This is a genomic window from Pseudoxanthomonas sp. 68-E7, assembly GCF_057773145.1.
Genome location: NZ_JBYMTI010000001.1, coordinates 483,317 through 497,722, shown reverse-complemented (window position 1 = coordinate 497,722; position 14,406 = coordinate 483,317). Strand labels below are relative to the sequence as shown.

13 protein-coding genes are annotated in these 14,406 nt (G+C 68.6%); 8 read left to right on the top strand and 5 right to left on the bottom strand.

Translation table 11 applies throughout. The features are described 5' to 3' along the window. The first annotated feature begins 19 nt into the window (after positions 1-19). Positions 20-985: a ribokinase gene (locus AC3DE2_RS02370; protein WP_488424928.1), complete on the top strand. Its 966-nt coding sequence runs from the start codon at positions 20-22 to the stop codon at positions 983-985. Between the two features lie 53 nt (positions 986-1,038). Here AC3DE2_RS02370 and AC3DE2_RS02365 read toward each other — a convergent pair whose 3' ends face one another. Together AC3DE2_RS02365 and AC3DE2_RS02360 are read right to left on the bottom strand one after the other, a co-directional pair. Further along, positions 1,039-1,701 (bottom strand): hypothetical protein, encoded by a 663-nt coding sequence (locus tag AC3DE2_RS02365; protein ID WP_488424927.1) that lies wholly within the window; start codon positions 1,699-1,701, stop codon positions 1,039-1,041. Beyond that, positions 1,698-2,513: a hypothetical protein gene (locus AC3DE2_RS02360; protein ID WP_295375009.1), complete on the bottom strand. Its 816-nt coding sequence runs from the start codon at positions 2,511-2,513 to the stop codon at positions 1,698-1,700. Before AC3DE2_RS02360 ends, AC3DE2_RS02365 begins: the two co-directional genes overlap by 4 nt. Positions 2,514-2,716: 203 nt before the next feature. Here AC3DE2_RS02360 and AC3DE2_RS02355 point away from each other — a divergent pair, with 203 nt between their 5' ends. The 6 genes from AC3DE2_RS02355 to AC3DE2_RS02330 all read left to right on the top strand — a co-directional run bounded on the left by AC3DE2_RS02355 (position 2,717) and on the right by AC3DE2_RS02330 (position 8,953). Further along, positions 2,717-4,879, top strand: coding sequence for a TonB-dependent receptor (locus AC3DE2_RS02355; RefSeq protein ID WP_488424926.1), 2,163 nt, complete (start codon positions 2,717-2,719; stop codon positions 4,877-4,879). A 21-nt stretch (positions 4,880-4,900) separates the two neighbouring features. Beyond that, on the top strand, positions 4,901-6,016 hold the full coding sequence (locus AC3DE2_RS02350) for a PepSY-associated TM helix domain-containing protein (protein ID WP_488424924.1): 1,116 nt from the start codon (positions 4,901-4,903) through the stop codon (positions 6,014-6,016). Between the two features lie 48 nt (positions 6,017-6,064). Continuing rightward, positions 6,065-6,400, top strand: coding sequence for a YegP family protein (locus AC3DE2_RS02345; protein WP_488424922.1), 336 nt, complete (start codon positions 6,065-6,067; stop codon positions 6,398-6,400). A 248-nt stretch (positions 6,401-6,648) separates the two neighbouring features. Next, positions 6,649-7,077: a hypothetical protein gene (locus tag AC3DE2_RS02340; RefSeq protein WP_488424921.1), complete on the top strand. Its 429-nt coding sequence runs from the start codon at positions 6,649-6,651 to the stop codon at positions 7,075-7,077. 39 nt (positions 7,078-7,116) lie between these two features. Further along, on the top strand, positions 7,117-8,115 hold the full coding sequence (dusB, locus tag AC3DE2_RS02335) for a tRNA dihydrouridine synthase DusB (protein ID WP_488424919.1): 999 nt from the start codon (positions 7,117-7,119) through the stop codon (positions 8,113-8,115). Between the two features lie 13 nt (positions 8,116-8,128). Further along, positions 8,129-8,953: a class I SAM-dependent methyltransferase gene (locus tag AC3DE2_RS02330; RefSeq protein ID WP_295375025.1), complete on the top strand. Its 825-nt coding sequence runs from the start codon at positions 8,129-8,131 to the stop codon at positions 8,951-8,953. Positions 8,954-8,993: 40 nt separating this feature from the next. On the opposite strand, the gene AC3DE2_RS02325 is transcribed toward AC3DE2_RS02330, so the two are convergent. From AC3DE2_RS02325 to olsF, 3 genes are all read right to left on the bottom strand, one after another. Next, positions 8,994-10,091, bottom strand: a complete 1,098-nt coding sequence (locus AC3DE2_RS02325) for a metal-dependent hydrolase (protein ID WP_488424917.1) — start codon at positions 10,089-10,091, stop codon at positions 8,994-8,996. A 249-nt stretch (positions 10,092-10,340) separates the two neighbouring features. Then, positions 10,341-11,165 (bottom strand): UDP-2,3-diacylglucosamine diphosphatase, encoded by an 825-nt coding sequence (locus AC3DE2_RS02320; RefSeq protein ID WP_488424916.1) that lies wholly within the window; start codon positions 11,163-11,165, stop codon positions 10,341-10,343. Then, positions 11,162-12,877 carry a bifunctional ornithine lipid synthase OlsF gene (gene olsF, locus AC3DE2_RS02315; RefSeq protein ID WP_488424914.1) on the bottom strand — a complete coding sequence of 572 codons (1,716 nt, stop codon included), beginning with the start codon at positions 12,875-12,877 and terminating at the stop codon, positions 11,162-11,164. Before olsF ends, AC3DE2_RS02320 begins: the two co-directional genes overlap by 4 nt. A gap of 227 nt (positions 12,878-13,104) precedes the next feature. Between olsF and metK the strand changes: the two genes are divergently transcribed. Continuing rightward, positions 13,105-14,316 (top strand): methionine adenosyltransferase, encoded by a 1,212-nt coding sequence (gene metK / locus AC3DE2_RS02310; RefSeq protein ID WP_295375036.1) that lies wholly within the window; start codon positions 13,105-13,107, stop codon positions 14,314-14,316. Positions 14,317-14,406: the final 90 nt, after the last annotated feature.

Genomic DNA, 14,406 nt, shown 5'->3' with positions numbered 1-14,406 from the left:
TCTGATGCCGATTACCTCCATGCCCACCGTCACCCTCGTCGGTTCCTTCAATGTCGATCACGTCTGGCGCTGCGAGCAGTTGCCCGCGCCGGGCGCCACCATCGCCGGCCGCTACGACACCGGTCCGGGCGGCAAGGGCTTCAACCAGGCCATCGCCTCGGCGCGTGCCGGCGCGGAGACGCGTTTCGTCTGCGCGCTGGGCGATGATGCCGGCGGGCAACTGGCACGCGGACTGGCCACCGACAATGGCGTGACGCTGATCGCGCAGGCATCGGCCGAACCCACGGGTACCGCGGGCATCTACGTCGATGCGATGGGACGCAACACCATCGTGATCGGCGCGGGCGCCAATGCGGATCTGTCGGTCGATTTCGTCGACGCGCAGCGCGATGCCGTGACCGGCTCGCGCGCGTTGCTGGTGCAACTGGAATCGCCGCTCGACAGCGTGCTGGCCGCGCTGCGCGCCGCGCGCGAGCATGGCGTGCCCACGCTGCTCAATCCGGCCCCCGCCAACGCCTCGACCACGCCCGAACTGTTGTCGCTGGCCGACGTGCTGACCCCCAACGAGACCGAGTTCGCCGCCCTGCTCGCCCGCCACGTCGGCGAGCGCGTCGCGCCGGAGGATGTCGCCGCCCTGGACGGCCAGCGCCTGCACGCGCTGTGTCGCGAAGTGCTCCCGCGCGGCACGGTGGTCATCACCCTCGGCGCCACCGGCGTGTTCGTCTCGCACGCCGAGGAACACCTGCGTGGCGATGCCAAGCCCTTCTACCGCCATCCCGCCGAATCGGTGGCCGCGATCGACACCACCGGCGCGGGCGATGCGTTCAATGGCGCGCTGGCGGCATCGCTGGCACGCGCGCCCGACGCCGCGTTCGCCGAGCACGTGCGCTTCGCCAACCGATACGCGGCGCTGTCCACCGAGCGCGCCGGCGCGGCGCTGGCGATGCCGATGCTGGCAGACCTGCGGGCACGCTTCGGCGACTGAACGCCCGCGGGTACGCACGGCCGCGTGGCCGGGGTCGCGCCACGCCGACCGGATCAGGCCGATGCGCGTCTCACGTCCGCCAGCCAGCGCCAGAAGCGGTCCTCCGAATGGGCATCATGAATGCTGGCGGTGCGGCGGACGATGACGGAAGCGGTGCTGGGAACATCCAGATCCAAGTCACGCTCCACATGCGCGCGGAAGCGGACGGGAGGCAGGTATCCGTCTGCCGGCCCATACCCCATGGCGTAGGCGTCGGCGGCGGTCATGCCGAAGTAGTCCGGCGCGGACAGTTCCGGATAGCCCAGCGCCAACAGCCTCAGCAGGTGCATCGGATCATCCGCCAGTTCGCATAACAGGCCGGGGCCTTCGGTTGCCCCGACGTGGACCAGGCGCTGGTGGCCCTGATCGTCCAGCCACAGTCCCGCCTGTGAGCCATCGATGCCCGTATCGACGAACAGGACCAGCCGATCCGTCACCTGGGCCCGTTCGCAGCGCGTCCAGGCCTGCGTCTCCGCGACCTTCGGCATTCTCAGGGTGACCCGGGACGAGCCCGGCTCGTCCCCCGGATACAGACGCGCGCACATCCCCTTTTCACTGGTGGTCACAAAGCCCCACGCCTCCAGCCATTCCAGGGTCGTCCACAACACGGGCGGCATCGGATTGGCCGCGGGAAACGCGGCGGCGAAGGATGCGGCGAAGCCGTGAAACCGCTTCATGCGTGGCTCCATTGCGCTTGGGGCACATCGTTGACGTGCCCGCCGGGCACCCGGCCCAACCGTTCGGCCACGGCCCGGACCTGGCCTGCGAAACCGCCCTCCTCCGCTTCCAGCGCGCGCCTGCGCGCCGCCGGCACCAGGGTCAGCGCGACCACGCTCACCGGTCCGTGCGGTGTTGCAAACCGGGAAGGAACATCGGCAGCCGGAACGCCAACCAGGACCGTCGCCAGCCCGCCCACCGAAAGCCAGCCCTCCGGCAGTCCGGACAGCGCCATCTGCAGGCTCATCACGCCATGCTCGCGCAGCAGCGGCAGGAAGCGACCGTGCATCGCCGCGTTCTGGCTGACCTGGTGAACGAGATCGAACAGCCAGGAGTTCGCGACGTCATCGAAGCGGCCGCGCGCTTCCGCATAGACCTCCAGGCCAAGTCCCGGCGTGACCGCGCGGGCGCCCGCGGCGCCGAAGGGATTGTCGGGATCGAAGGGATCGAACGGATCCGACAGGCCGTCACTGCATACCAGTGTCGTGTCGGGGCGATGGATGACCCGCCATGCCTGCCGCAATGCCGGCCAGACCGGTCCCCCGGCGAAGACCGGATGCCGCGGCGGCGCCAGTGCGTGGGGAGCGACCCTGCCCAGGCCGGCAAAGAAAGTCTGTCGCGCCCGCGCCATCGCCGTCAGCGCCGCTTCGTTGAGCCGCGGCTCTTGCGGCGTCGTGAACGGCGACGCGGGCGAGCGCGGTGGCGTCGGGGTGACGTCGGCGGATTCGGCGCCGGATGGACGGGCGTTTGATTCGATGTTCCAGTGGTTCATGTGATCAGTGGAGGTTCCGGACGGGGCGCCGCGGGGTTTTCCCCGTTCCGGCGAGCACCAGGGAAAAGACCACGCAGGCATCGGCCCGGGCCATCGGAAACCTCCTAAAAGGCCGAGCGGTCTCGTGTCTCCCCGAAACTCACCGACTCGTACTGATAACGTTTCTCATTTACAATGAGGCGTTCCTTGCCGCCCCCACCCCCATGCACGCATTCCGTCCCCACCTGCTCGCCACGGCCCTGCTGGCCGCCCTCCCCTCCCTCGCGCTCGCCCAGGCCAGCGCGGACGCACCGGTCGAACTGGACCGCGTCAGCGTCTCCGCCAGCACCAGCCGCATCCCCGACTCCGCCGCCGCGCTGCCCAACACGATCACCGTTATCGACAAGGTCCAGCTGGATCAGCAACTGGCGCTGACCCAGGACCTGTCGCAGGTGCTGGCCAACCTGATTCCCTCGTTCACGCCGTCGCGGCAGAAGCTGACCAATGCCGGCGAGAACCTGCGCGGGCGCAAGCCGCTGTACCTGGTGGATGGCGTGCCGCAGTCCACGCCGCTGCGCGAAGGCGGTCGTGACGGCCATACCATCGATCCGGCGATGATCGAGCGCATCGAGGTCATCCACGGCGCCAACGCATTGCAGGGCCTGGGCGCTTCCGGCGGCATCATCAACATCATCACCAAGCGCGCGCCACGCAAGGATGGCGATCGCTTCCATGACGTCTCCGTCGGCGCCAGCACCGCGCTGCCGCACGAGAGCGACAGCACCGGATACCGCGCCTCCTACGTGTTCGGCATGCGCGAAGGCGCGTTCGACTTCGTCGGCGGTGCGTCGTATGCGAGCGAGGGCCTGTACCACGACGGCGACGGCCGCGCGATCGCGGTCAACGACATCCAGGGCGACCTGATGGACGCGCGCAGCCACAACCTGTTCGCCAAGGCCGGCTGGAACATCGACGGGAACCGCCGCCTGCAGCTCAGCGCCAACCGCTACGAACTGGTGGGCAACAACGACTACGTGACGGTCAACGGCAATCCGGCGACCGGCGAGCTGGCGACTTCCAGGCGCGGCAGCAAGCCCGGCGAGGGAACCCGCAACCTGTCCACCTCCCTGGGCGTGGACTACACCGACAAGGATCTGGCCGGCGGCTACGTGCAGGCGCAGCTGTACTGGGTGGACTTCAAGGGCCGCTACGGCAGCACCGACTGGGAAGACTTCTGGGGCGACGGCCGCGATCCGCACTGGTTCGATCAATCGCAGAACCTGTCCGAGAAACTGGGCGGCAAGTTCAGCTGGTCGCGCGGCAACCTGTTCGACCAGAACCTGCGCGTGACCCTGGGCCTGGACATCGCCCGCGACAAGACCCGGCAGGAACTGGTGCGCGCGCGCATGGCCTGGGTGCCGGAAACCATCTACGAATCCTGGTCGCCGTTCGTGCAGGCCGAGTGGTGGATGACCGAATCGCTGATGTTCACCGCCGGCCTGCGCCACGAGCGCGGCAAGCTGAAGGTGGACGACTACCTGACGGTTCCGGATCAACGGACCAACCCGCCGGGCGTCCGCGGCACCCGTTACTTCGTCGAGGGCGGCGAGCCGGAAACCCGCGAGACCATGCCCAACGCCGGCATCGTCTGGGAAGCCACCGACGCGCTGAAGCTCTACGCCTCCTACTCCGAGGGCTACACCGTCGCCGACATCGGCCGCGTCCTGCGCGGCATCAACGCGCCCAATCAGCGGGTCGACAGCCTGGTCGATCTGCAGCCGGTGATCGCCGACAACCAGGAAATCGGCCTGGACTACGACGACGGCCGCTGGCTGGTGCACCTGGCCGCGTACTGGTCCGATTCGGATCTGGGCGCGCGCCTGAACTACGATACCGCCACCCGCACCTACAAGGTCGCGCGCGAGCGCACCGAGATCAAGGGCATCGACGGCAGCGTCGCCTACCAGGCGCGGAACGGCATGCGCGCCGGCATCGCCTACGCGCGCAGCGAGGGCCGCTATGACAGCGATCGCGACAACCGCGTGGACAGCGATCTGCCCGGCGTGAACGTCAGCCCCGACCGTTGGACCGCCTTCTGGGAAGTGCCGGTGACGCCTTCGGCCGACCTGCGCCTGCAGGCCAGCCGCTCCGAGGACCGCAGTTTCGACTTCCGCGGCGTCACCAATCCCAACACCCGTTTCGACGGTTACACCACCGTGGATCTGCTCAGCCGCTTCCGCCTGCCCGTCGGCACGCTCAGCGTCGGCATCGAAAACCTGTTCAACGAGCAGTACGTGACCTACTACTCGCAGAGCACGCCGCGCGAGGACACCTATGTCGCCGGTCGCGGACGGGTGCTCTCGCTGAGCTGGGCACACCGCTTCTAAGCCCCTGACACAACGCCCCGCATGCCGCATCGCCAGGCCACGTCTCCTTCCGCGCCGCCACGCCACCGCGTTCGCGGCGCGCTGAAGTGGCTGCACCTGTGGCTGGGACTGATCGTCGGCACGGTGTTCGCGCTGGTCGCCCTCAGCGGCACCGTGCTGACCTTCCAGCGCGAGATCCTGCTCGCCCAGCATCTGGAGTGGACCCGGCGCCCGCTGCCGGATGCGGAGGCGCAGGCGCAGGCGTTCACGCGGCTCCTGGCCGAATGGCAACCGCGCGGCCTGCGCTCGGCGGACATCCCGTCGGAGCGCCTGCCGGTCTGGCAGGCGTACTTTCCGGACGGCGAACGCCGCTACTTCGATCCGGCCAGCGGCGAACTGCTGCTGATCCGCAACGCCGACAACGACCCGGTGCTGTGGCTGCGCGAACTGCACACGCACCTGCTGTACGGGGAAACCGGCGAGGATCTGCTCGGCGTGTGCGGACTGATCGCGGTGTTCCTGCTGCTGTCCGGGCTGTACCTGTGGTGGCCGCGCAAGGGCGCGCTCGCCGCCAGCCTGCGCTGGCATGCCGGCCCTCCCACCCGGCGCTGGCTGAGCTGGCACCGCAGCACCGGGGCGCTGCTGTTGCCATTGCTGTTGCTGGCGACGGTCACCGGCGTGGCGATCGTCTATCACGACGCGGTGCGGCCGGCGCTGCGCTGGAGTTTCGACGACGGTCCGGAGGTGGTGCCGCCGCTGCCGATGGCCTCCCGCCAGGCCGAGGTCGACTGGGCCGCGATCCTGCGCGCCGCGCAGGCAGCGGTCGAAGGCGGTGAACTGCGGCGCATCTCGCCGCCGGACGACCAGGACGCGCTGGTCGCGATCCGCTATCGGGCGGTCGGCGAGTGGCATCCGAACGGCCGCAGCCAGGTCTGGCTGGATCCCTACGCCGCCCGCGTGGTCCAGATCCACGCCGCCACCCGCCAGGGCGCGGGCGCGCGCATCGACGAAGCGATGTATCCCCTGCATGGCGGCTTCATCGGCGGCTGGCCCTGGCAATGGGCGGTGGCCGCTTCTGGCCTGCTGCCGCTGTTTTTCCTGGTCACCGGCTTCCTGTTCTGGCGCGCGCGCCGCCGCCGCGCCGTCACGGATCCTTAAGAAGCCACGGCTAAGCTCGCCAGGCCACCCCGGCCCAAGGAGGATTCCATGGCAGGCAAATTCGTGATCGGCAAGCGCAGCAACGGCGATTTCCAGTTCAACCTGAAGGCCGGCAACGGCCAGGTCATCCTCGGCAGCCAGGGTTACGCCGACAAGGCTGGATGCAGGAACGGCATCGATTCGGTGAAGAAGAACGGCGCCGACGATGCCCGCTACGAGCGCAAGCTATCCACCAACAACAAGTTCTTCTTCAACCTGCTGGCCGGCAACGGGCAGGTCATCGGCACCAGCGAAATGTACGAATCCGAATCCGGCCGCGAAAGCGGTATCGCTTCGGTGAAGAACAACGCGCCGGATGCCGACGTGGTCGACGAAACCGTCTGATTTGATTCCGCGCGGCCCGATCCGTCGTTCCCGTCGACGGCGGACGGGCGCCGCGACGCCGTGCCCGCGCGATGTGGCACGGCGACGGCATGGCCGCACGCATCGGTCGTCCTGACCGGCGATGGAAAAAGCGCTTGTCGATTTGACAAAATCGTCCTCCGCTTCGTTTTCCTTCGCTGCGACCTTCCGTCGCGTTGAGCCCACGCACGCGCACTGCCAACATCGGGTCCCGATTCAGGAGACTCCCTATGGAAGGCAACAATGGGTTGCTGTTGGCCGCCATGGGCACGGCGCTCGCCGCTGCCCTGCATGTCGGCTGCATTGTCTTCGGCCCTGCCTGGTACGACGCCCTGGGCGCCGGCGAACGGATGGTCCGCTGGTCGCGCGGGCGCCGCTGGCGGCCGACGCTGATCACCGGCGCGATCACGCTCGTGCTGGTGATCTGGGCGCTGTACGCGCTCGCCGGCGCGGGGATGCTCCCCGCCCTGCCGGCCGCCCGCTTCATCCTGCCCGCGATCACCGCCCTCCTGCTGTTGCGCGGCGTTGCCGGCCTGGTCATCGCCGGATTTCGGCCCGGCTACAACGGTGTCCGCTTCTGGATCATCAGTTCGGCGGCCTGCCTCATGCTCGGCGGGCTGTACCTGGCCGGAACCCTGCAGGCCTGGCCCCGGCTGTAGGCACACATCCCCGCGCATCCGCCGCACTACAATGTGCACATGCGCATCGGCCCCCACCACATCGATACCCCGGTGATCCTGGCCCCCATGGCCGGGGTCACCGACAAGCCGTTCCGGCAGCTGTGCAAACGGCTGGGTGCGGGGCTGGCGGTGTCGGAGATGACCATCAGCGATGCGCGCTTCTGGAAAACCGACAAATCGCGCCGGCGCATGGACCATGAAGGCGAACCGGCTCCGATCAGCGTCCAGATCGCCGGCACCGAGCCGCGCCAGTTGGCCGAGGCCGCGCGCTACAACGTCGATCACGGCGCGCAGATCATCGACATCAACATGGGCTGCCCGGCCAAGAAGGTCTGCAATGCCTGGGCCGGCTCGGCGCTGATGCGCGACGAACCACTGGTCGCGCGCATCCTGGAGGCCGTTGTGGCCTCGGTCGACGTACCGGTGACCCTGAAGATCCGCACCGGCTGGGATTGCGACCACCGCAACGGGCCGGTGATCGCGCGCATCGCCGAGGCCAGCGGCATCGCCGCGCTCGCGGTGCATGGCCGCACCCGCGATCAGCAGTACACCGGCCTGGCCGAGTACGACACCATCGCCGCGATCAAGGCCGAACTGGACATACCGGTGTTCGCCAACGGCGATGTCGATTCACCGCGAAAGGCGGCGGCGGTGCTGAAAGTCACCGGCGCCGATGCGGTGATGATCGGCCGCGCCGCGCAGGGCCGGCCGTGGATTTTCCGCGAGGTGGCGCATTTCCTCGCCACCGGCGAAAGCCTGCCCGCGCCCACGCTGGTCGAGGTCCGCGATGTCCTGCTCGGCCACCTGCACGCGCTGCATGCGTTCTATGGCGAAGCGCAGGGCGTGCGGATCGCCCGCAAGCACCTGGGCTGGTACGCGAAGGATCGGCCCGAGAACGCCGCGTTCCGCGCGGTGGTCAACCGCGCCGAGACCGCGGAAGCGCAAGTGGCCTTGACCGCCGATTATTTCGACGCCCTGATCGCCGGCGTCACCCCGGAGTTGCCTGCCGCCGCCTGACCGGAGCCGTGCCATGAGCGAATCCCCGTCTCCCGCGTATCTGCATGGTTTCTCGCCGGTGGAACAGGCCCGCCTGATGAAGCAGGCCCGACTGGCCGAATCCACCATCTTCAGCCGCATCGACTACACCGGCGCGCGCCGCGCGCTGGAAGTCGGCAGCGGGGTCGGTGCGCAGACCGAGATCCTGTTGCGGCGATTCCCGGACATCCACATGACCTGCGTGGATCTCAACCCGCTGCAACTGGAGGCCGCGCGCCGCAACCTGGCGCAGATGCCCTGGTACCGGGACCGCTACGAACTGCACGAGGCCGACGCCACCAACCTGCCGTTCGAACCGCGCAGCTTCGATGCGGCGTTCCTGTGCTGGGTGCTCGAACACGTGCCCTCGCCGCAACGCGTGCTCAACGAGGTCCGGCGCGTGCTGGCGCCGGGATCGCCGGTCTACGTCACCGAGGTGATGAACTCCTCGTTCCTGCTGCATCCCTACTCGCCCAACGTCTGGCGCTACTGGATGGCATTCAACGATTTCCAGTACGACAACGGCGGCGATCCCTTCGTCGGCGCCAAGCTCGGCAACCTGCTGCTGGCCGGCGGCTACCGGGACGTGCAGACCGAGATCAAGACCTTCCATTTCGACAACCGCGAACCGGCACGGCGCAAGACCATGATCGCGTTCTGGGAGGAACTGCTGCTGTCGGCGTCGGATCAGCTGCTGGACGCCGGCCGGGTCACCCCCGACGTGGTCGAGGGCATGCGCCGCGAGATGAACGACGTGCAGAACGATCCCAACGCGGTGTTCTTCTACGCCTTCGTGCAGGCCAGCGCGACGGTCTACTGATTCCGTGGAGGTCGCGTCGCGATCCGCCGCACGAGCGGGATCAAGGCGCGCCCGGTACCGGCGTGTCGCCCGGCACGGCGGGTTCTTCCACGATGGCGCCGCGCAGCGGCCCGGCGTCGGCATGCCAGATGCGCTGCCAGGTCGCGGCCAGCAGGGTGCGCAGTCCGCGCCAGCCCGAGATCGGCGAGTGCCACGGCTGCTGCACCGGCGGTATCGCAAGCCAGCGGTCGTCCCGGCGGCGCGCGACCTCGAAACTGAAGGTGTAGTCGGGTTCCAGACCCATCCGCAGATCCGACAGCACCAGCGTGCCGTCCCCACGCACCCGCGCGCGCATGAAGCCGCGGTTGAACCATTGCAGGCGCCGCACCGCCGGAACATCGCGGGCCTCGGCCAGCGCCTGCACCTGGGAGGGATAGCCGCGGAACGCCATGGCACCCCGGTCGGAGACCACCGAATACTCCGCTTCGACGTAGCCGGAAGGTGTCATCGCCACGACCCGCCACAGCAGGGTATTGAACGGCATCGGCACGCTGAAATGATGCGCGTCCTTCAGCCCCATCGCAGCCAGCGAACGTTCGGCGGCGCGATCGACCTGCGCCTTGGCCAGCAACGACCAGCCCAGGTAGGCACTGCTCAGCACCAGTCCCGCCAGCAGCGCGCGTTGGGCGACGCGCCGGTCGCGCCAGCACCAGGCCAGCGCACAGGCAACCAGCAACCAGACCGTGTACAGCGGATCGATGATGAAGACGCTGGACCACATGGTCGGATGCGGATGCAGCGGCCACCACAGCTGGGTGCCGTAGACGGTGAAGGCGTCGAGCAAGGGATGGGTGATCAGGGCCAGCTGGATGGCCCAGAACCAGCGCGCCGGCGCCTGCGCGACGCGACCGCCGCGGCGCCTGCACAGCCACCAGATCAGCCAGCCGACCCACGGCAGCACGAACAGCGAGTGGCTGAAACTGCGGTGCATCGTCATCAGCGCCACCGGATCATCGGTGAGCAGCGCGATCGGCAGGCTGTCGAGGTCGGGCAACGTGCCCAGCGCGGCGCCTGCCAGCAACGCGGCGCGGCGATGCCCGGCGGGCGCGATGGCGGCGGCGATGGCGCCACCAAGGACGATCTGGGAGAGGGAATCCATGGCGGGATGCTAGCAGTTGCCTGGCTGGCGCGATGGATAAGGCGAAGAGCAAATCCCCCTCAATCCCCCTTTTTCGCTTTCAACAGCCGCATGGCTGGTCAAGGGGGAGGTGAATCCTCCAATCAGGATGGAACCTGCTTTCCCATGCCCCCTTGAGCAGCCATGCGGCTGTTGAAAGCGAAAAAGGGGGTGGCGGCCGCGCAGCGAACGACGGGGGATTTGCTGTTCGCGCTGAATCCAAGCCGGCCATCAAGCCGCCTTCGCCTCCGGCCGCTCCCGCGCCACCAGCCGCAGGCGTGGCGGGATTTCCGTCAGCACCTGGCCGGTGTGCGAGAGCAGGCAGATCGTGCCGTCGGCTTCCTCGCTGAGCGCGGTCAGGCTCTCCACCCAGTCGCCGTCGTTGGCGTACAGCAGGCCGTCGCGCTGGAACAGCGCGGCGCGGTGGATATGGCCACACAGGATGCCGTCCAGCCCACGCCGGCGCGCGTCGTCCAGGCCCGCCTGCACGAAGCGGGCGATGTAGCGTTCGGCCGCGTCGCTCTGGCGCTTGAGGTATTCGGCCAGCGACCAGTAGCGCAGGCCCAGGCGGCGACGGATACGGTTGGTCAGGCGGTTGCCGGTGAGGATGCGGTAATACAGCCAGTCGCCGAACTTTTCCTGCAAGCCACCGAAATGGGTGATGCCGTCATAGTCGTCGCCATGGGTGACCAGCAGCCGGCGGCCGTCGGCGGTCACGTGGATGGCGCGCCGGCGCACCTGCATGGCCGGCAGCATCAGGCCGCAGAAGCGGCGGATGGGCCGGTCGTGGTTGCCGGGCACGTAGATCAGTTCGGTGCCGTTGCGGACCAGCGCGTGCAGCTGCTCGATCACCCGGTTATGGGCGGCGTCCCAGTTGGCGCGGCGCTGCGCCATCCACCACAGATCGACGATGTCGCCGACCAGATACAGTCGGCGGCAGCGCAGCGTGGCCAGGAAATCGGCGAACTCGGCGGCGTGGCAGTGCTTGGATCCCAGATGGACGTCGGAAACGAAGACCGCCCGCCGGACGCCCGCGTCGGCGGCCTGCGGGCTCACGCCGGCACCGCCTCGGTGGCCGGTTGCAGATAGCGTGCGCGCTTCCTTGGCCGGATCCGGTGCAGGTCGACTTCAATCAGTCCGTCGATGGAATCGCAGAAGGCCGGATCCACGCCGAAGGCGAGGAAACGCGCGCCGCCGGGTTCGCACAGATCCGTGTACTGCTTGTACAGCATCGGCACGCTGGCGCCGAGCGCGTCCAGGTTGGCCTTGAGCACGCGGAACGCGGTGTCGGCGTCCATCTCGCCGTAGGTGGGCGGCACCGCGGAATAGCGGAACGGATGCCGCGACACCGCGTCCCGGCTGTCAACGCCGTAGTAGCGCGCGTAGTAGGAGACGATCTGCTCGCGCGCGTCGCGCGGCAACGCCGCGCTCATCGACACCGCGCCGAACAGGTAGCGCACCCGCGGGTGCCGGGACAGGTAGGCGCCGATGCCCTGCCACAGGTAATCGATGCTGCGGCTACCCCAGTATTCCGGAACAACGAAGCTGCGACCCAGTTCCATGCCCTCGGCGATGCGCGGCAGGGCGTCGTCGGCATAGCGGAACAGCGACGCGGTATACAGCCCCTTCAGGCCATGCTCGGCCAGCACCGGCGCGCCGCGCGCGATCCGGTAGGCGCCGGCGATCTTCCGCGCCTGTTCGTCCCACAGCACGATGTGCTCGTACCAGGCGTCGTAGGGGTCCACGTCCAGGCGCTTGCCGGTGCCCTCGCCCACTTCGCGGAAGGTCCGTTCGCGCAGGCGGCCGATTTCCCGCAGTACCGGCGAATCCGGCGCCAGCCGGCCCACGCAGATGCGCTTGCCGTCGGTGGTGCGGCCGAGCCGTTCCAGCGCGTCGACCGCGATCGCCAGGTGGTCCGGGGCGACCGGCGGCACCAGCGGTTCCGGCACGGCCGCTTCGGCGCGCGCGGCCTCGCGCCGGCCCAGCGCGTACAGCGCGCGGCGCACGCGCTGCAGTGCGGCCTGGCTGTCCTCGTTGGCGGCGATGGTCATCGGCGTGCCGATCCGCAGGGCGATGCGGCGCTGGCTGCGATTGAACATCTCGCGCGCCAGCAGCGCGGTGCCGGCCGGCTTGAACAGCGCGGAGGCGCCGTAGAAGAAGGCAGAATTGCGCGCCTGCACCCGGATCGGCAGGACCGGGGTACCGGTGCTGCGGGCGAAACGCAGGAAGCCGCGCCGCCAGCGCGTGTCGGTGATGCCGCGCGGACCCAGCCGGGACACCTCGCCGGCCGGGAACACGATCACGCACTGCCCCGCCTCCAGCGCCTGTTCGACCGCGCGGATGCTCTCCGGGCGGGGCTGGCCGCCGAGGATGCGCACCGGCAGCAGCAGCCCGGACAGATTGTCGATGCTGGACAGCAGGTCGTTGGCCACGATCCGCACGTCGCGACGGATGCCGCCGACGAAGTCCAGCAGCGCCATCGCGTCCAGCGCGCCGGAGGGATGGTTGGCGACGATCAGCAGGCGACCGGTCGCTGGCACCCGCGCGCGTTCGGCCGGCTCGACCGTGTAACGCAGGTTGAGGAAATCGATGGCCGCCTGCAGGAAGGCGAAGTCGCGCAGATGGGCATGTTCGGCCAGGAAGGCGTAGGCCCGGTCCAGCCGCGACCAGCGGCCCAGGGTGCGCAGCAGCGGCCGGGTCAGGCCGGCGCGGCGGCCACGGAACCAGTGGGGATAGCGTTCGGCAATCTGCTGTTCCAGCGGGCGCATGGTCGCTCGGATCCGGCCGGGGACGGCGGGTTTCGCCGCGAAGCCTGCGCCGGCGGCGCGACAGCCCGATGGCAGTGGCGTGGCGGTTCCATGACAGCCCTGGACGCGCCCTCCGGCCTGTCCGGCTTAACGCAAGGAACATCCTGAACGGCGCAGAATGCACGCACCGCCCGGCGCGTGTATCATTCGCGCCCATCTTTTCATCCGAATACAGGGATATAAGCCCGATGTCCAACTACCTGTTCACGTCCGAATCGGTCTCCGAGGGCCATCCGGACAAGGTCGCCGACCAGATTTCCGATGCCGTGCTGGACGCCATCCTGGCCCAGGACAAGCGCGCCCGCGTGGCCTGCGAGACCCTGGTCAAGACGGGCGTGGCCATCGTGGCCGGCGAGATCACCACCTCCGCGTGGATCGATCTGGAAGCGCTGACCCGCAAGGTGATCCTGGACATCGGCTACGACAGCAGCGACGTCGGCTTCGACGGCGCCACCTGCGGCGTGCTGAACCTGATCGGCAAGCAGTCCCCGGACATCAACCAGGGCGTGGATCGCAAGAAGCCGGAAGAACAGGGCGCGGGCGACCAGGGCCTGATGTTCGGCTACGCCACCAATGAAACCGACAGCTACATGCCGGCGGCCATCCACCTGTCGCACCGCCTGGTCGAACAGCAGGCCAAGGTGCGCAAGAAGAAGAATTCGCCGCTGCCGTGGCTGCGCCCGGACGCCAAGAGCCAGGTCACCCTGCGCTATGAAAACGGCAAGGCCGTTGCCATCGACGCGGTGGTGCTGTCGACCCAGCACGATCCGGACGTCAAGCAGAAGGATCTGATCGAGGCCGTGCGCGAGACCATCCTCAAGCCGGTGCTGCCGGCCAAGTGGCTGCACAAGGGCACCAAGTTCCACATCAACCCGACCGGCAAGTTCGTCATCGGCGGCCCGGTGGGCGACTGTGGCCTGACCGGCCGCAAGATCATCGTCGACACCTATGGCGGCTGGGCCCGCCATGGTGGTGGCGCGTTCTCGGGCAAGGATCCGTCGAAGGTGGATCGTTCCGCCGCCTACGCCGCGCGCTACGTCGCCAAGAACGTGGTCGCCGCCGGCCTGGCCGATCGCTGCGAAGTGCAGGTCTCCTACGCCATCGGCGTGGCCGAGCCGACCTCGATCTCGGTGACCACCTTCGGCACCGGCAAGATCAGCGACGACAAGATCGAGAAGCTGATCCGCAAGCACTTCGACCTGCGTCCGTACGGCATCATCCAGATGCTGGACCTGATCCATCCGATGTACCAGGCCACCGCGTCCTACGGCCACTTCGGCCGCAAGCCGCACGAGATCAGCTACGTCGACGGCGCCGGCAAGAAGCACACCGCCACCGCGTTCTCGTGGGAAAAGACCGATCGCGCCGAAGCCCTGCGCAAGGATGCCGGCCTGAAGTAAGGCCGCCGACGCGACGCGCTCCGAAAAACCCCGCCCCGGCGGGGTTTTTCTTTTTCCGGCGACGTCGCGGATACATCGCTCTGGCCGGCC